Source organism: Actinocorallia populi (assembly GCF_002995495.1).
Lineage (GTDB): Bacteria > Actinomycetota > Actinomycetes > Streptosporangiales > Streptosporangiaceae > Actinocorallia > Actinocorallia populi.
The window spans coordinates 167908-184193 of record NZ_PVZV01000011.1; the positions used below are offsets into that span (position 1 = coordinate 167908).

A 16286-nucleotide genomic window follows, 5' to 3' on the forward strand; every position below is an offset into this window, starting at 1 on the left:
GGGACAGGGGTCAGTCGGCGTTCCAGTAGCTGCCGCCCTCGAAGATGAGGGCGGCGGCGCCGACCAGGCCGGCCGTTTGGCCGAGGGCGGCGGGCACGACGCGTACGTTGCGGGCGAACTCCATGCGCGCGTGGGCGCGGAAGGTCTCCTCCAGGGGGGCGAACAGCAGCGGTCCGGCCTGGGCGAGGCCGCCGCCGATGGCGACGACGTCCAGGTCGCACAGGTGGGTGGCCGAGGCGATGCCGATGCCCAGGGCGCGGCCCGCGCGGCGCATGGCGGCGACGGCGATGGGGTGGCCGCGGCCGGCGTCGGCGGCCAGGTCCTTGGCGGTGGCCACCATCTGCTCCGAGCGCCAGCCCTCGGCCTGCGCCCAGGCGGCCAGGGCCGGGCCGCGGGCGATGGCCTCCAGGCAGCCGCGCCCGCCGCAGGTGCAGGGCAGGCCGCCGGGGTCGACGACGATGTGGCCGATGTGCCCGGCGTTGCCGCTGGCCCCGTCGATGAGGCGGCCGCCCAGGATCAGGCCGCCGCCCACACCGGTCGAGACGACCATGCCCAGCACGTTGCCGGCGCCCTTGCCCGCGCCGCGCCAGTGCTCGCCGACCGCGACGGCCACGGCGTCGTTGTGCACCCGGACGGGAAGGCCCGGGTGGCGTTCGCGCAGCCGGTCGCGCAGGGGGAAGCGGCGCCAGCCGGGGATGTTGAGCGGGGAGACCTCGCCCGAGGGCCACTGCATGGGCCCGCCGCAGCCCACGCCGACGCCGATCAGCTCGCCGTCGGTGTGCAGCTTGTCGAGCAGGGCCTCCAGGGTCCGCCAGAGGCCCTCGGCGTCCACCCGGGGCGTCTCGGTCCGCTCGTAGGACTCGATCCTCCCGTTCGGTTCGACGATGCCCACGGCCATCTTGGTGCCACCGATGTCTACGGCTAGAACGCGCTCTTCTTTCATATGGCGCTGTCCTTCCTGTGGTCGGATTCTGCGAAGGCGAGAATGGAGGCGGTGAAACCGTGAATATGGTTGCGGCCGGCGACCGGACCGATCTCCCCGTCGGCGAAGAAGCCGCCGACGGAGCCGAACCGGTCCAGGGCCCGCACGTCGTGGTCCGAGGCGCCGAACATCGCGCGTCCCCGGCCGTTGCAGGAGAACAGCAGGGCGCCTTCGACGGGGCCGATGTCGAAGCCCCGTACCAGCCTGGCGAGGTTGCTGTCGGCGGCCCCGGCGTCGCGCACCTGGAACCTGACGGTCTGGCCGGTGGTGACCACGTCGCCGACGGCCAGCGCCCCGGTGTCGGCGTCGACGCCGACGACCCCGCGCACCAGGAAGTCGCCCTGCTCGTGCTCCTCGGCGTACTCGTCCATGGCGATCCCGATGAGCAGGCCCTGGGTGGCCAGCTCGCGCTCGGGTTCGGTCAGGTCCGAGATGATCTCCTCCAGCTTGTCCAGGGCGGGCGCCCCGGCCAGCTCGAACAGCACGTTCTGCTCGGCGCTGGTCACCGTCATCGGGGGGCCGATGGGCCGGGCGCCCTGGCTGAGCAGGGTCACCGCGTGCACCGGGCCGCCGATGACCACGCCGACCGCGCCCGCCTCGACGATCTGGTCGTCCACGAAGAGCCGGGTCTCGCCCTGGCCGCCGCCCGCGAGGCCGCCGACCAGCGGGAGACCGGGCAGGACCTCCTCGGAGCGCTCGACGAAGGCGTCCACGGGGAAGGAGTACGGGTCGGCGAGCAGGATCCCCGCCACGTCCTCCGGTGAGTTCTCCGGCATGCCGACCACCACCAGGCGCTCGTCGGCCTGGAGGGTCTCCAGCCGGAAGGGCTCCAGGCGCGCCCCCGGCAGGATCGCCGCCCAGGCGCTGACCGCCGAGGCCTCCTCGATGCCCCTGCCCGCCGCGATCACCCCGTCGGCGCTGCAGCCCAGCACCGTGCGGGCGTCGCTGAAGGCCATGGCGTGCCGCGCGGCCCGTTCGACCTCCTGCGGGTCCGTCCCGTTGACGAACACGCACAGGAGGTCGGCTCTTGTGTCCAGAGTCCGTGTCGCCTGCCGTACGGCCTCCTCGGCCGCGCGGACGAGATCGGGCCCCATTGCCAGTCCGTCCCCGAAACGAGTCATGTTTTGATTCAACCGGTCTTGACCCAGATCCGAAACCACTCCCGTGTAAACAGTGCGGTCGGGACATGAGGGACGTAATCTCTCTCAGGTGCCTTCCCAACCGCGTGAGACCACGCTTGCCGAGTTGCTCGACTCCGGTCATGTTCACCGGCCGGTGAAGACCGAGCTGCGAGAAAATCTCCTGTCACGTTTGAAAACAGGGGAAAAGAGATTTCCCGGGATCGTCGGTTTCGATGAGACAGTGCTCCCCCATGTGGAACGGGCACTGCTCGCGGGCCACGATCTGGTCCTGCTGGGGGAGCGGGGCCAGGGAAAGACCCGTCTGATCCGCACCCTGGTCGGCCTGCTCGACGAGTGGACGCCGGTGATCGAGGGCTGCGAGATCAACGACCATCCTTTCCGGCCTGTCTGTATCCGGTGTAAGAAGCTGGCCGAAAAGGCCGGCGGAGAGCTGCCGGTCACCTGGCGGCACCGGGAGGAGCGGTACGGCGAGAAGCTCGCCACACCCGACACCTCCGTCGGCGACCTCATCGGCGACGTCGACCCGATCAAGGTCGCCGAGGGCCGCACCCTGGGCGACCCGGAGACGGTGCACTACGGGCTGGTGCCCCGCACCAACCGGGGGATCTTCGCCGTCAACGAGCTGCCCGACCTGGCCGAGCGCATCCAGGTGGCGCTGCTGAACGTGCTGGAGGAGCGGGACGTGCAGATCCGCGGCTACTCGCTGCGGCTGCCGCTGGACCTGCTGCTCATCGCCTCGGCCAACCCCGAGGACTACACCAACCGCGGCCGGATCATCACCCCGCTCAAGGATCGCTTCGGCGCGGAGATCCGCACCCACTACCCGCTGGAGCTCACCACCGAGCTGGACCTGATCGTCCAGGAGGCCGACCTCGTCGCCGAGGTGCCCCGGCACCTGCTGGAGGTGGTCGCCCGGTTCACCCGGCTGGTCCGCGAGTCCAAGGCCGTGGACGCCCGCTCCGGCGTGTCGGCGCGGTTCTCCGTGGCGGGGGCCGAGACGGTCGCGGCGGGGGCGCTGCGCCGCGCCGCGCTGGCCGGCGAGGAACGGGCGGTGGCCCGGGTCTGCGACCTTCCCTCCGTGGTGCCGAGCCTGATGGGCAAGGTCGAGTTCGAGGTCAGTGAGGAGGGCCGCGAGCAGGAGGTGCTGGAGCACCTGCTGCGCCGCGCCGTCGCCGAGACCTTCCGGCGCAGCCTGGGCGGCGCGGACCTGTCGGGGCTGCTGGAGCGGTTCGATGCGGGCGAGAGCGTGGACACCGGCGAGCTGGTGCCCTCGGCGGAGCTGCTGCGCAGGCTCGGCCCGGTGCGCGGCCTCGCCAAGCTGATGGAGCTGCTGGAGCTGGACGGGGACTCGCCCGGCCAGGCCGCGGCGGCACTGGAGTTCGCGCTGGAGGGCCTGTACCTCACCCGGCGCCTGTCCAAGGACGTCTCGGGCGAGGGCTCGACCTACCGCACCTGAGGCAGCAGAAGGGGAACCATGAAATACCGGTACGGACCGTACCGGGAGGGGCCCGACCCGCTGGCCCCTCCGTACGACGTCCGCGAAGCGCTCGACGCCGTCGGCGAAGAGGTGCTGAACGGCGGCCGCGTCGCCGACGCGCTGCGCGACCTGCTGCGGCGGGGCCTGACGGGCGAGAACGGCCGCCGCGGCCTGGACGACCTGCTGCGGCAGGTCCGCGAGCGCCGCCGCGAGCTGCGCGAGCGCGGCCGCATGGACGGGATCCTCCAGGAGGCCAGGGCGCTCCTGGACACCGCGATCGGCCAGGAGCGGGCCGAGCTGTTCCCCGACCCGTCGGACGAGGCGCGGCTGCGCGAGGCCGAGCTGGACCAGCTGCCGTCCGACACCGCCCGTGCCGTCCGGGCGCTGCGGGACTACCAGTGGCGTTCCGAGGCGGCCCGGCAGACGTTCGAGCGGCTGAAGGGCATGCTGCGCGACGACGTGCTGGACGCCCAGTTCGAGGGGCTCAAGCAGGCGCTCCAGGGCGGCGACCCGGCTCAGGCGGAGCGGGTCAAGCACATGATGGCCGCGCTCAACGCGATGCTGGAGGCCGACGCCAGGGGGGAGCACCGCCAGGAGGACTTCGACGCCTTCATGGCGGAGTACGGGGAGTTCTTCCCCGACGCCCCGCAGACCCTCGAGGAGCTGGTGGACTCCCTGGCCCGCCGCTCGGCCGCGCTGAACCGGCTGATGAACTCCCTCAGCCCCGAGCAGCGCGCCGAGCTGGCCGGGCTGATGTCCGAGGCGCTGCAGGACGCCGGGCTGGACCTGGAGATGTCGCGGCTCGGCGAGTCGCTGCGCCGCCGCCGCCCCGACCTGGACTGGACGGGCGGCGAGAGCATGGACGGCCAGGACCCCCTGAGCCTGGCCGACGCCACCAGCGCGCTGTCCGACCTGGCCGACCTGGAGGAACTGGAGTCGGCGCTGCGCCAGGACTACCCGGGCGCGAGCCTCACCGACGTGGACGAGGAGGCCGTCCGGCGCGCGCTGGGGCGGAGCGCCGCGGACGACCTGGCCGAGCTGCGCCGGATCGAGGCGGAGCTGGAGCGCCAGGGCTACCTCGACAGGGAGGGCGGCCGGCTCGAACTGACGCCCAAGGCCGTCCGGCGGCTGGGGCAGACCGCGCTGCGCAAGGTCTTCTCCCGGCTCAGGGGCGGCCGGAACGGGCAGCACGACCAGCGCGACGCCGGCCAGGCGGGGGAGTTCACCGGCACGTCGCGGCAGTGGCGGTTCGGGGACGAGCAGCCGCTGGACGTGGTCCGGACGGTCTCCAACGCCCTCCTGCGCGACCCGTCGGACGTGCGGCTGCTGCCGGAGGACTTCGAGGTCAAGGAGACCGAGCGGCGCAGCTCGGCCGCGGTCTGCCTGCTGGTGGACCTGTCGTACTCGATGGTCACGCGCGGCTCCTGGGCCGACGCCAAGCAGACCGCCCTGGCGCTGCACTCCCTGGTCAGCACCCAGTACCCGCAGGACGCCATCCAGATCATCGGGTTCTCCCGCCACGCGCGGGTGCTGCACCCCGAGCAGATGGCCGTCCTGGAGTCCGACTGGGTCCAGGGCACCAACCTGCACCACGCGCTGCTGCTGGCCGGCCGGCACCTGGACGCCCATCCGGGCTTCGACCCGATCGTGCTGGTGGTGACCGACGGCGAGCCGACCGCGCACCTGCGGTCCGACGGGATACCGGTGTTCGACTACCCTCCGGCGCCCGAGACCCTGGCGCTCACCTTCGCCGAGATCGACAAGATGACCCGGCGGGGCGCCACCCTCAACGTGTTCATGCTGGCCGAGGACCGCAGGCTGGTGGCGTTCGTGGAGGAGCTGGCCAGGCGCAACGGCGGGCGGGTGTTCTCCCCCGACTCCGGACGTCTCGGAGAGTACGTGGTCAGCGACTATCTGCGAGCGAGAGGCTGACCGGAGGGTTAAGGTCGTGGTATGTCGACAGCTGATCGCATCCTGCTCATCCTGCACGTCGCGTTCGCCATCTTCACGCTGGGACCGCTGACCGCCGCCACCATGTCCACGCCCCGCTACATCCGGGCGCGCGACGTCCAGGTCCTGCGCCACCTGCGGCTGACGACCCGGATCTACGGGCTGGGCACCCTGGGCATCTTCCTGTTCGGCCTGTTCCTGGCCAAGGGCAGGTTCGACCAGATGTGGCTGTCGGCGTCGATGACGCTGTTCATCGTCGCCTTCGTGCTGCTGCTGCTCATCGAGCGCGACCAGGGCAAGGTGATCTCCAAGCTCTCCGGCGCGGCGCCGTCGGGCGGGACGGGGCAGGAGCCGGGGCACGGCGGCGCGGCGGCCCCGGACACCGGGGCCGAGCAGAGCCGCATCGCCGCCCTGGCGGGCATCACCGCGCTGCTGTGGATCGTGATCCTGGTGCTGATGATCTGGCACTGACGCCAGGGCGCCGCGTGCTCACCTGGCCCATTTGGCGATCCACTTGAGCACCTGGTTGTAGTTCTTCTTGTTCTTGAGGATCTCGGCGCCGTGCCGGTCGCCGGGCAGCTCCCGCAGGGTCACCGGGACGTCCGCCGCGCGCATCTCGGCGCGCAGCGCCTGGCTCTGCTCGGCGGTCACGAACTCCTTGGCCGAATGCACGATCAGGGCGGGCGCGTCGCCCTCGGTGACGTGCTCGTCGGGGGTGGCGTCGGTGAGCAGGGGCCAGCAGTCGGGGTCCTGGAAGACCGGCGTGCAGCCCAGCAGCTGGATCACCGCCTGGCGCAGCCTGCGGGTGTGGTAGTCCGCGCCGTCCCGCCCGCCGGCCTCGTAGCCGTCCATCGGGGAGTTCACGGGCGACAGCGCCACCACGGCCCGCACCCGGCTGCCGCCCGTCCCGTGGACGGCGAGCATGGAGGCGAGCTGCCCGCCCGCCGAGGTGCCCATCGCGATGATGCGCTTGGGGTTGACGCCCAGCTTCCCGGCCTTCTTGCGGATGTACTTCACCGCGGCCTCGGAGTCCTCGCGCTGCGCGGGCCAGACGGCCTGCTGGCTCAGCCGGTAGTTGGCGGAGAACACCACGTAGCCGCGCCCGGCGAGGTCCTTGGCGAAGGACTTCCAGTGCGACTTGTCGCCGCCCCACCAGTAGCCGCCGTGGATGAGCAGGATGGCGGGCCGCTTCTTCTTGTTCTTGGCGGGCGCTGCGTAGACGTCCATGCGCTGCGATTTCAGGGCACCGAACGAGACGGTCTTCATCTTGACCGTCGGGGCGGCCTGGGCCGGTCCGGCCCAGCCCACGGACGCCACCAGAATCGCGGAAGTGACCAGAAGCACGCGCATGGAGCAGCAGCCTAGTGGGTGTGAACCTCTCATAGGGGAAAGACCGGGACAGTCGTCCGAAGCCCCTTCGACCCCCTCCGTCTCGCAAGATCCGGTACGTGCAGGGTAACGTCCCCTCTGACCAGCAGTGCGACTGAGCCGAAGACACGGGAGATCCCGCAGTGAGCCGAACCGCGTACTGGACCGCGGCCGCCGTCCTGTCGGCGGTCCTGGTCGCGGTTCTCCCCTTCGCCGTGGGGGTGATCAGGGAGGAGACCGCCGCGAAGGACCCGGGCACCTCGCAGCGCGAGCCCGCCGCGAAGCGGGAGTACGAGCTGATCGGCTACTTCCCGCGCTGGGCGGCCTACCAGCGCGACTTCCGGGTGAAGAACCTGGTGACCAGCGGGGCGGCCGACAACCTCACCACGATCCAGTACGCCTTCGCCGAGCCGGACCCCAAGGGCCGCTGCTCGGTGACGGCCAAGGGCGGGTCGGGCGCCAGTGCCCACGACGACTACGTGCGCTCCTACAAGGCCGAGGACAGCGTCGACGGGGTCGGCGACGAGGCGGGCGACCGCCTGCGCGGGCACTTCGGGCAGCTGCAGCGGCTCAAGCGGAAGTACCCGGACCTGAAGATCAACCTCGCGATCGGCGGCTGGACCGGCTCGAAGTACTTCTCCAACGGGGCGCTCACCGCGGCCTCGCGCAAGGCGATGGTCGAGTCCTGCCTCGACCTGTTCATCCGGGGCGACCTGCCCGAGGTCGAGGGCGCGGGCGGCGACGGCGCGGCCAAGGGCCTGTTCGACGGCATCGACATCGACTGGGAGTGGCCCGGCTCGCCCGGCTACAACGACAACGTGCACCGGCCCGAGGACAAGCGCAACCTCACCCTCCTGCTGGCCGAGTTCCGCCGCCAGCTCGACGCGCAGGGCAGGGCCGACGGCAGGCGGTACGGGCTGACGATGTTCATGCCGGCCGCGCCGGGCGACGTCAAGCACCTCGAGGTCGAGAAGATCCACCGCTACCTCGACTACGGCAGCCTCCAGGGTTACGACCTGCACGGCCAGTGGGAGGAGCGCACCAACCACCAGAGCAACCTCTACGACGTCGCCGACGACCCCGGCACGCCCGGGAGGTTCAGCGTGGACGCCTCGCTCGGCGCCTACCTCGAGGCCGGGTGGCCCGCCTCCAAGATGACCCTCGGCATCCCGATGTACGGCCGCGGCTGGAAGGGCGTCCCCGGTAAGAACAAGGGGCTCTGGCAGGCCGGGACGGGCCCGGCCGAGGGCGCGCACGAAGAGGGCCTGGAGGACTACAAGGTCCTCGTCGGGCGCGAGGGCACCGTCCACCGGGACGACGAGGCGGGCGCCGTCTGGAAGTACGACGGCGAGACCTGGTGGTCCTACGACGATCCGGAGCTGGTGACCATGAAGGCCGCCTACATCAAGAAGAAGAAGCTCCGCGGCGGCATGTTCTGGTCCCTGGACGGCGACGACGACCGGGCGTCCCTGAGCAAGGCCCTGTTCAAGGCGCTCTCCTGACGGACGCCGCCCTCTCCTGAGCTGCCAGGATGAGGACATGAGCCACACCGTCACCCTGGACGCGATCCGCCGGGCGCAGGAGGCGCTGGGCGGCGTGCTCGTCCGCACCCCGCTGCTGCGCTCCCGGCACCTTTCGGAACTGGTGGGCGGGCCCGTCTACCTCAAGTGCGAGAACGTGCAGCGCACCGGCTCCTACAAGATCCGCGGCGCCTACACCCGGATCTCGCGGCTGAGCGAGGAGGAGCGGGCCAGGGGAGTGGTGGCGGCCAGCGCGGGCAACCACGCGCAGGGGGTGGCGCTGGCCGCCTCGCTGCTGGGCTGCAAGGCGACCATCTTCATGCCGGCGGGCGCGCCGCTGCCCAAGGTGGAGGCCACCCGCGCCTACGGGGCCGAGATCATCTACCCGGGCGACACCGTGGACGCGTGCCTGCCCGCCGCGCAGGAGTACGCCAAGGAGCGGGGCGCGGTGTTCATCCACCCGTTCGACCACCCCGACATCGTCGCCGGACAGGGGACGCTCGGGCTGGAGATCCTCCAGGAGTGCCCGGACGTGCGGACGGTCGTCACCGCGGTGGGCGGCGGCGGCCTGGCGTCCGGGCTGGGCGTCGCGCTCAAGGGCGACGGGTTCACCGGGAGCCTGCTGGGCGTCCAGGCCAAGCGCGCCGCGGCCTTCCCGCCGTCCCTGGCGGCGGGCCGCCCGGTGGGCGTCACGCCGAGCCCGACGATGGCCGACGGCATCGCGGTGGGGCGGCCCGGCGAGCTCACCTTCGAGCTGGTCTCGCGGTACGTCGACTCGGTGGTGACGGTCTCCGAGGAGTCGATCTCCCGGGCGATGCTGCTCACTCTGGAGCGGGCCAAGCAGGTGGTGGAGCCGGCCGGCGCCGCCTCCGTCGCCGCGCTGCTGGAGCACACCTACGCGATGCGCCCGCCGGTCGTGGCGGTGCTGTCCGGCGGCAACATCGACCCGCTGCTGCTGTCCAAGGTGCTGCGGCACGGCCTGGCCACCGCCGGGCGCTACATGGTGGTGCGGGTGCGCATCACCGACCGGCCGGGCGCGCTGGTGCGGTTGTTGTCGCAGCTGGCCGAGCTCGGCGTCAACGTGCTGGACGTCATGCACGAGCGGGTCGCCGCCCGGCTCCACCTGGAGGACGCCGAGGTGGTGCTGCACCTGGAGACCCGCGGCCCCGAGCACAGCGAAGAGGTCATGGGGCGGCTGCGCAGGCAGGGTTACACGGTCAAGTTCAGCTGAGCGGGGGAGCCGTCACAGCTTGGGCTTGCCCGCCTTGTGCACCCACTTGTCGAACAGGGCGTCCAGCTGCCTGCCGCTGAACTTCTCGGCGAAGGCGTGGAACTGCGCGGTGCTCACGGTCCCGCCCTTGTTGGCGGCGAGCCAGCCGCGGACGAGCCGGAAGAAGACGTCGTCGCCGAGCTCCTTGCGCAGCGCGTGCACGGTCATCGCGCCCCGCTGGTAGACGAGGCTGTCGAAGATGTGGTCGCGGCCCGGGTCGCTCAGCACGCCCTTCCACACGTCGGCCTCGGGACCCGCGGCGTAGGCGTTGCGGAAGATCTGCTCGGCGGTGGCCCCGCCGCTGCGCTCCCGCCACATCCACTCGGCGTAGGTGGCGAAGCCCTCGTTGAGCCAGATGTCCTTCCAGCGGGCGGGGGTGACGCTGTCACCGAACCACTGGTGGGCCAGCTCGTGCACGATGAGGTCGTCCGGCGGGTTCTTGCCCGGGGTGTTCCAGTCGTGCACCGGCCGGGCCTGGGTCTCCAGGGAGTAGCCGACGTCCAGCTCGTCGACGATGCCGCCGGTCGAGGTGAACGGGTAGGGGCCGAAGAGCTTGGACTGCCACTTCAGCACGGTCCGGGTCTTCTTGTCGTAGGACCTGAGCTGCTTGCGGGAGGAGGCCAGCCCGGAGTCGAACGCCACGACGCTCTGCAGCCCGCCCGCCTTCGTGCGCAGCGTCTCGTAGTCGCCGATCGCGACCATCGACAGCTCGCTGGACATGGGCTGGCGCATCCGCCAGCGGTGGACCGACTTGTCGCCCTTGACCTTGCGGCTGACGAAGTCGCCGTTGGCCAGCGCCGTCAGCTTGCGCGGCACGGTGATGGCGAAGGTGTAGGTCGCCTTGTCTTTGGGGGTGTCGTTGACGGGGAACCAGCTGGCGGCGCCGAACGGCTGGTTGAGCGCGACCGCGCCGTCGGCGGTGGCGATCCAGCCGGACGAGCCGAGCGGCTTGTCGGAGATCTTCTGCGGCCGCCCGCTGTAGCGCACCGTGACGGTGAACCTCTTGCCCAGCCGCAGGCCCTTGGCCGGGGTCACGGTCAGCTCCTGGGCGCCGGACCGCCGCCACTGGGCGGCCTTGCCGTTCACCCTGACGCTCTGGACGGTCAGGCCGTGCAGGTCGAGGTTGAAGCGCGAGAGGTGCTGCACCGCCGTGGCGGTGATGGTCGCCGTGCCGGTCAGGTGCCCGGTCGCCGGCTCGTAGGCGAGGCGGAGCCCGTAGTGGCGGACGTCGTAGCCGCCGTTGCCCATCTTGGGGAAGTACGGGTCGCCGGCGCCCGCGGAGCCGGGGCGGAAGTCCACCGCGGCACCCGCGGACACCGGGACCAGGACCAGTGAGGCCGTGACCGCGGCGGCGGCCAGGAGGCGGGGGACGGTCATCTGCGGTGTCTCCTGTCACGGGGGTGGTTCCATCTTGACCCGAGTGACACCGTATCGGCGGTAACGACACGTTCCCCGCCGACCCGCCGAAGATCACCGACCGCTTCGGCGACCGCCCGCCGCCTCCTCGATCACCAGCTGCCCTTGGCCGGCTTGCCCTTCTGGTAGAGCCAGACCTTGAAGAGCCGGTCCAGCTGCTTGCCGGAGGTCTTCTCGGCGAGGGCGATGAACTCCTCGGTGTCGCCGTGGCCGTCCTTGTTCTCCGTCGCCCACAGGCGCAGGGTGCGGAAGAAGGCGCGGTCGCCGACCTTGCGGCGCAGCGCCTCCAGGGTCATCGCGCCCCGGATGTAGACCGAGAAGCCGAACATCTCCGTGCGGCCCGGCCGCCCCGGCACGGGGTTGAGGGCGGGCGAGCTCCCGGACTGCCGGTAGTACCGGTTGAAGATCTTGCGGGTGCTCTCGTGCCGGTTGTGGCGCTCCTTCCAGAGCCACTCGGCGTAGGTGGCGAAGCCCTCGTTGAGCCAGATGTCCTCCCAGCGGCGCAGGCTCACGCTGTTGCCGAACCACTGGTGGGCGATCTCGTGCACGATGAACGCCTCGTCCGGTACGAAGCCGCCGTAGACCGGGCGGGTCTGGGTCTCCAGCGCGTAGCCGAGCTGCGGGTCGTCCACGATGGCGCCGGAGCTGCTGAAGGGGTAGGGGCCGAAGAGCCTCTGCTGCCAGCGCAGCGCCTTGACCGTGGTGTCGTGCACCCGCTTGAGGGACTTGCGGTACTTGGGGTCCACCGCGGTGATGACCTGGATGCGCCCCGCCCTGCTGCGCCGCTCGACGAACCGGCCGATGGCGACGGTCGCCAGGTAGGTGGCCATGGGCGAGCGCTCGTGCCAGCGGTAGGTGGTCAGCCCGTCCTCGGTGACGGGCTTGTCCGGCTCCCCGTTGGCGTAGGCCCGCAGCCGGGACGGCACGGTGATGGCGAAGTCGAAGGTCGCCTTGTCGCTGGGGTGGTCGTTGGACGGCAGCCAGGCCGCGGCGCCGTCGGGCTGCGCGGTGACCAGCGCGCCGTCCTTGGTCTTGTTCCAGCCGTATGAGCCGAGCCCGGGGTTGGTGAGCGTGGGCGGGGTGCCCGTGTAGCTCACGACGGTCTCGAAGACGGCGTCCTTCCCGATCGCCGCGGCCGGGGTGACGACCAGCTCCCTGCCCTTGCGCTCGTGCTCGGCGGGCCGCCCGTCCACGGTGACCCCGGTGATCTTCGGCCCCCGGTAGTCGAGGTTGAAGGAGGTCAGCTCCCGCTCCGCCTTCGCCTTGATCTCCACGGTGGCGTCCACCCGGTGGCCCTCGGGGGTGAACTTCAGGTCGACCTCGTAGTTGCTGACGTCGTAGCCTCCGTTGCCGCTCGTGGGGAAGTAGCCGTCACCGAGCCCGGAATCACCGGGTTCGGCCGCTCCGCCCGTCGCTCCGGCGCCCGCTCCCTGGGAAAGACCCATCAGAAGCGCCGCCGCGGTCCCTGCCGCCACTGTTCGAAACCCATGCACGGGACCACCTTGCGGTGGGCGGTGGGCGGTGTCGCGACCGCACACGGCACTTGACGGAGTGCTGACCGCCGATCTACTCAGCGCGGGGGGCGGGAGGGCTGGTACAGCCAGGCGTCGAAGAAGGCGGACAGCTCCTGGCCCGAGACGCCCTCGGCGAGGGCGACGAACTGGGCGGTGGTGGCGTTGCCGTATTCATGGTCCTTCGCCCACCTGCGCAGCAGGGAGAAGAAGACGTCGTCGCCGATCTTCGTGCGCAGCGCGTGCAGGGTCATCGCGCCCCGGTCGTAGACGGCGAAGCCGTTGAACAGCTCGTCGCGCCCGGGGTCGCCGGTGCGGACCTGCCAGGCGGTGGGGGGCGTGCCCTGGTAGAGGTCGTCGAAGCGGGACTGCACGCCCTGGCCGCCCATGCGCTCGCCCCAGATCCACTCGGCGTAGCTGGCGAAGCCCTCGTTGAGCCAGATGTCCTTCCACTGGGTGACGCTCACGCTGTCGCCGAACCACTGGTGGGCCAGCTCGTGCGCGATGATCGTCTGGGTGGGGTCGAAGTCGCCGTAGATGGAGCGGGACTGGGTCTCCAGCGCGAAGCTCACGTCGGCGTTGTCGACGACGCCGCCGGTGGATCCGAACGGGTAGGGGCCGAACAGCTTCACCCACTCGTCGGTGATCTGCGCCTTGACCCGGTAGAAGTCCTCGACCGAGGGGGAGCGGACGGAGGAGTCCACGGCCACCAGGATGGGGATGCCGCCGGGCGTCACGCCCTCCTTCACCTCGAAGTCCCCGACGGCGAGCATGGCCAGGTAGGGGGCCATCGGCTGCTCGACCTTCCACCGGGTGGTGGTCAGCCCGTTCCGGGTGGTCTTGCGGCCGCTCTCCCCGTTGGTGACGGCGGTGAGGTGCTGCGGGACGGTCAGGGCGAGGTCGAAGGTGGCCTTGTCGCTCGGGTGGTCGTTGCCGGGGAACCAGGTGTGCGCCCCGCTGGGCTGGCAGGCCACGGCGACGCCGTCGGCGGTCCTGATCCAGCCGTACCGGCCGAGGATCGGGTCGTTGACCGGCTGCGGGGTGCCGGAGTAGGCGACGGTGACGGTGAAGTCGCCGCCTCCGGCGATGGTGGCGGACGGCTGGACGACGAGTTCCTCGCCCTCGTGCGAGAAGTCGGCCTTGCGGCCGTCGACCTCGACCCGGGAGACCTCCAGGCCGGCGAGGTCGAGGTTGAACGCGGTCATCTCCCGCTGGGCGTGCGCCGTGATCGTGGCGACGGCGTCCAGGGCCTTCCGGGCGTCCGAAGGGACGATCTTCAGCTGGAGGGAGTAGTGCCGGACGTCGTAGCCGCCGTTGCCGTCGCCGGGCACGTACGGGTCGCCGGCCGAGTCCTGGCCGGGCACCAGGGGCGCGGAGGAGGAGGGCGCGGGAGTACCGGCCGTGGGGAGCGGGCCTGCGGGGGCAGGGGCGGGCTCCCCGCCCTGGCAGCCGATGCTCAGCGCGGCCACCAGGGAGAGGGAGAGGGCCGCCGCGGCGGGACGTCGGATATGCACGCTGCCCAGATTGCCGCTTAAGCAAGGAGATGGGCAACCGGCACGGGAGATCAGTAGGGCTTTGCGGGGGTGCCCGCCTGGTAGGGGTTGACGCCGGTGGCATCGACGACGACCGTCTTGGCGGCCTTGTCGTGCAGGGTCTGGTTCTTGGGATTGGTGAAGATCCAGATCGCGTCGAGCAGGAAACCCACGCAGCAGACGTAGGCCAGCACCACGAAGACCGCGGAGCGGATCGCCGCGGTGCCCGCGTCGACGGGCCCGCCGTCCTGCTCGCGCACGACCCGGGTGCCCACGGCCTTCTTGCCCAGGGTCTGCCCGTTCCAGCGGTGGGTCAGCAGCCAGAAGTAGAGGAAGGCCAGGACCGCCACCAGCAGGCTGGCCAGGATCTGGCCGCCGGAGTAGAGGCGGTCGAACTCGTAGGACACGCCGCCGTCCGGGCGGTTGACCACGAAGTCGCCGCGGTCGCTGCCGAAGGGCAGCGCGACGCAGCAGGAGACCAGGCCGTAGATGATCCAGTCGATGAGGATGCCGAGGAACCGTTTGCCCTTGCTCGCGATCATCGGCGGGGCGGCTCCGTAGCCCCCGTAACCGCCGGGGCCGCCGCCGAAGCCCCCGCCCTCGCCCCCGTAGCCGCCTCCGCCGCCGTATCCCCCTCCGTAGGGGGGTTGCCCGCCGCCGTACGGCGGGTTCTGGCCGTACGGGTCGGAGGAGCCGTGGCCCTGGTAGGGGCCGGGCCGGTCGGCGGAGAAGGGCGGCCCTCCCGGTGGCTGCCCGCCGCCCGGCCGGTCCCAGGGGTCCTGCTGCGGGTTCTGCGGCGGTTGTGTCATAGTCGCAAGATCACCGGGAATCGCGCGCTCAAACCAGTCGATTGTCCGATTTGATGCTCTATTGGAGGTGTCTTGGTGGGTCTGGCGGGTAGGGAGAAGGCGGAAAGCGAGCAAAGAGCTGGAAAAGAAGACGAAACAGCGCCCACGGGGGCCGTGGGCGCTGCGGGAACGAACGGGAGGAGCGGAGGTCAGGCGCCCGCGTAGGGCACCGCGTCGATGATCTCGACGGTCATCGCGCGCCCGTTGGGCAGCGTGTAGGAGGCCTTGTCGCCGACCTTCTTGCCGTTGATGGCCGCGCCCAGCGGAGACTTGGGGGAGTAGACGTCGATGGGGGAGCCCTGCTCCTCGCGGGAGGCGAGCAGGAAAGTGACCTCCTCGTCGTCGCCCTCGAAGGAGATGGTCACGGTCATGCCCGGGGTGACCTTGCCGTCGGCGCTGACCGGTGCCTCGCCCACACGGGCGTTGTCGACGATCTGACGGAGCTGGAGGATGCGGCCCTCCATCTTGCCCTGCTCCTCCTTGGCCGCGTGGTAGCCGCCGTTCTCCTTCAGGTCGCCCTCCTCGCGAGCGGCCTCGATCTTCGCGGCGATCTCTTTGCGGCCAGGACCCGAAAGGTACTCGAGCTCACCCTTGAGGCGGTCGTACGCCTCCTGGGTGAGCCAGGTGACGTTGTCAGTGCGGGTCTCGGTCACGGAGTACTCCTAGTTTCCACGAGATGTGGCCGGTGTCTCGACGCGGTTCCCGGTGCGGGACCGTACGCGAAACCTCAAGCCTATCCGGTCGATCAGAGTAAAGGTTCCCACCGACGGCGATCTGGAACCTGCCATCCGACGGTCAGGAACGTTCGCAGTCCCGCAGTTCGGCGGTGTTGGCCTTCGAGCTGGTGGCAAGGTAGATCAACTGGGTGGAGGTGCCCTTGCCGGGCTCGGCGACGACCTTCTGCTCGCCCACCACGAGCCCGTCCACGGCCTGGGCGCGGGCGGTGCACGACACCCGGGCGTCCTCGGGCTTGAGGATCTGGAAGGTCATCCGCACCGAGGTGTCGCTCTGCACCTCATAGGTGATCGTCCGTCCGGAGATGCCGTTGATCCCGCTGCGGCTGGGCCCCGAGTTGCCCATGACGACGGACCAGCCCACCATGCACAGGGTGACGAAGACACCGATGACGCCGTAGCCGATCCACGTGCCGGCCGACTTCTTGCGCGGCTGCTCCGAAGGGGATTCCCCGTGTCGTTCGGACTCGGTGCGGACGGACATGGAATCCTCGCGGTTCTGTCGGCGTTGACTGCAACAATCTCGGAAACAAACC

The 16286-nt window shown here is 70.8% G+C and carries 14 protein-coding genes; 5 read left to right on the plus strand and 9 right to left on the minus strand.

The features are described 5' to 3' along the window. Positions 1 to 10: 10 nt before the first annotated feature. Both C2865_RS35090 and C2865_RS35095 read right to left on the minus strand, forming a co-directional pair. Complete coding sequence (locus C2865_RS35090) at positions 11 to 943, minus strand: ROK family protein (protein WP_106402957.1); 933 nt, start codon at positions 941 to 943, stop codon at positions 11 to 13. Beyond that, complete coding sequence (locus C2865_RS35095) at positions 940 to 2103, minus strand: FIST signal transduction protein (RefSeq protein ID WP_106402958.1); 1164 nt, start codon at positions 2101 to 2103, stop codon at positions 940 to 942. The genes C2865_RS35090 and C2865_RS35095 overlap by 4 nt, the downstream gene beginning before the upstream one ends. Before the next feature lie 88 nt (positions 2104 to 2191). On the opposite strand from C2865_RS35095, the gene C2865_RS35100 reads away from it, so the two are divergent. Genes C2865_RS35100 through C2865_RS35110 form a run of 3 tightly spaced genes read left to right on the plus strand, consistent with a single transcriptional unit; the run spans position 2192 to position 6022 of the window. Next, a complete protein-coding gene (locus C2865_RS35100; protein WP_198653820.1) occupies positions 2192 to 3580 on the plus strand; it encodes a sigma 54-interacting transcriptional regulator in 1389 nt (462 codons plus the stop codon). Between the two features lie 18 nt (positions 3581 to 3598). Further along, positions 3599 to 5533: a vWA domain-containing protein gene (locus C2865_RS35105; protein ID WP_106402960.1), complete on the plus strand. Its 1935-nt coding sequence runs from the start codon at positions 3599 to 3601 to the stop codon at positions 5531 to 5533. Between the two features lie 21 nt (positions 5534 to 5554). Further along, positions 5555 to 6022: a hypothetical protein gene (locus C2865_RS35110; protein ID WP_106402961.1), complete on the plus strand. Its 468-nt coding sequence runs from the start codon at positions 5555 to 5557 to the stop codon at positions 6020 to 6022. Positions 6023 to 6040: 18 nt separating this feature from the next. Here the strand turns inward: C2865_RS35110 and C2865_RS35115 are convergent, their stop codons facing one another. Next, positions 6041 to 6901 carry an alpha/beta hydrolase gene (locus C2865_RS35115; RefSeq protein WP_157964024.1) on the minus strand — a complete coding sequence of 287 codons (861 nt, stop codon included), beginning with the start codon at positions 6899 to 6901 and terminating at the stop codon, positions 6041 to 6043. 161 nt (positions 6902 to 7062) lie between these two features. Here C2865_RS35115 and C2865_RS35120 point away from each other — a divergent pair, with 161 nt between their 5' ends. Beyond that, the gene (locus C2865_RS35120; RefSeq protein ID WP_106402963.1) at positions 7063 to 8421 is read left to right on the plus strand and encodes a glycoside hydrolase family 18 protein; all 1359 of its coding nucleotides are present in this window, start codon (positions 7063 to 7065) and stop codon (positions 8419 to 8421) included. A gap of 37 nt (positions 8422 to 8458) precedes the next feature. After that, positions 8459 to 9670, plus strand: a complete 1212-nt coding sequence (ilvA, locus tag C2865_RS35125) for a threonine ammonia-lyase (protein WP_106402964.1) — start codon at positions 8459 to 8461, stop codon at positions 9668 to 9670. Between the two features lie 12 nt (positions 9671 to 9682). Here ilvA and C2865_RS35130 read toward each other — a convergent pair whose 3' ends face one another. The 6 genes from C2865_RS35130 to C2865_RS35155 form a co-directional block, all read right to left on the minus strand. Then, complete coding sequence (locus C2865_RS35130; protein WP_106402965.1) at positions 9683 to 11086, minus strand: M1 family metallopeptidase; 1404 nt, start codon at positions 11084 to 11086, stop codon at positions 9683 to 9685. A gap of 131 nt (positions 11087 to 11217) precedes the next feature. Continuing rightward, positions 11218 to 12570, minus strand: coding sequence for a M1 family metallopeptidase (locus C2865_RS35135; protein ID WP_106402966.1), 1353 nt, complete (start codon positions 12568 to 12570; stop codon positions 11218 to 11220). A gap of 125 nt (positions 12571 to 12695) precedes the next feature. After that, positions 12696 to 14150: a M1 family metallopeptidase gene (locus C2865_RS35140; protein ID WP_232835974.1), complete on the minus strand. Its 1455-nt coding sequence runs from the start codon at positions 14148 to 14150 to the stop codon at positions 12696 to 12698. A gap of 50 nt (positions 14151 to 14200) precedes the next feature. Beyond that, complete coding sequence (locus tag C2865_RS35145) at positions 14201 to 14977, minus strand: RDD family protein (RefSeq protein ID WP_106402968.1); 777 nt, start codon at positions 14975 to 14977, stop codon at positions 14201 to 14203. A 188-nt stretch (positions 14978 to 15165) separates the two neighbouring features. Further along, positions 15166 to 15669, minus strand: a complete 504-nt coding sequence (gene greA / locus C2865_RS35150) for a transcription elongation factor GreA (RefSeq protein WP_106402969.1) — start codon at positions 15667 to 15669, stop codon at positions 15166 to 15168. A 142-nt stretch (positions 15670 to 15811) separates the two neighbouring features. Further along, positions 15812 to 16234, minus strand: coding sequence for a DUF4307 domain-containing protein (locus C2865_RS35155; protein WP_157964025.1), 423 nt, complete (start codon positions 16232 to 16234; stop codon positions 15812 to 15814). Between the last annotated feature and the right edge of the window lie 52 nt (positions 16235 to 16286).

Coding starts and splice junctions, on each gene's coding strand:
- C2865_RS35090 (WP_106402957.1), bottom strand. CDS start 943: ATGAAAGAAGAGCGCGTTCTAGCCGTAGACATCGGTGGCACCAAGATG.
- C2865_RS35110 (WP_106402961.1), top strand. CDS start 5,555: ATGTCGACAGCTGATCGCATCCTGCTCATCCTGCACGTCGCGTTCGCC.
- C2865_RS35105 (WP_106402960.1), top strand. CDS start 3,599: ATGAAATACCGGTACGGACCGTACCGGGAGGGGCCCGACCCGCTGGCC.
- C2865_RS35130 (WP_106402965.1), bottom strand. CDS start 11,086: ATGACCGTCCCCCGCCTCCTGGCCGCCGCCGCGGTCACGGCCTCACTG.
- ilvA (WP_106402964.1), top strand. CDS start 8,459: ATGAGCCACACCGTCACCCTGGACGCGATCCGCCGGGCGCAGGAGGCG.
- C2865_RS35135 (WP_106402966.1), bottom strand. CDS start 12,570: ATGGGTCTTTCCCAGGGAGCGGGCGCCGGAGCGACGGGCGGAGCGGCC.
- C2865_RS35155 (WP_157964025.1), bottom strand. CDS start 16,234: ATGTCCGTCCGCACCGAGTCCGAACGACACGGGGAATCCCCTTCGGAG.
- C2865_RS35115 (WP_157964024.1), bottom strand. CDS start 6,901: ATGCGCGTGCTTCTGGTCACTTCCGCGATTCTGGTGGCGTCCGTGGGC.
- C2865_RS35095 (WP_106402958.1), bottom strand. CDS start 2,103: ATGACTCGTTTCGGGGACGGACTGGCAATGGGGCCCGATCTCGTCCGC.
- C2865_RS35145 (WP_106402968.1), bottom strand. CDS start 14,977: ATGACACAACCGCCGCAGAACCCGCAGCAGGACCCCTGGGACCGGCCG.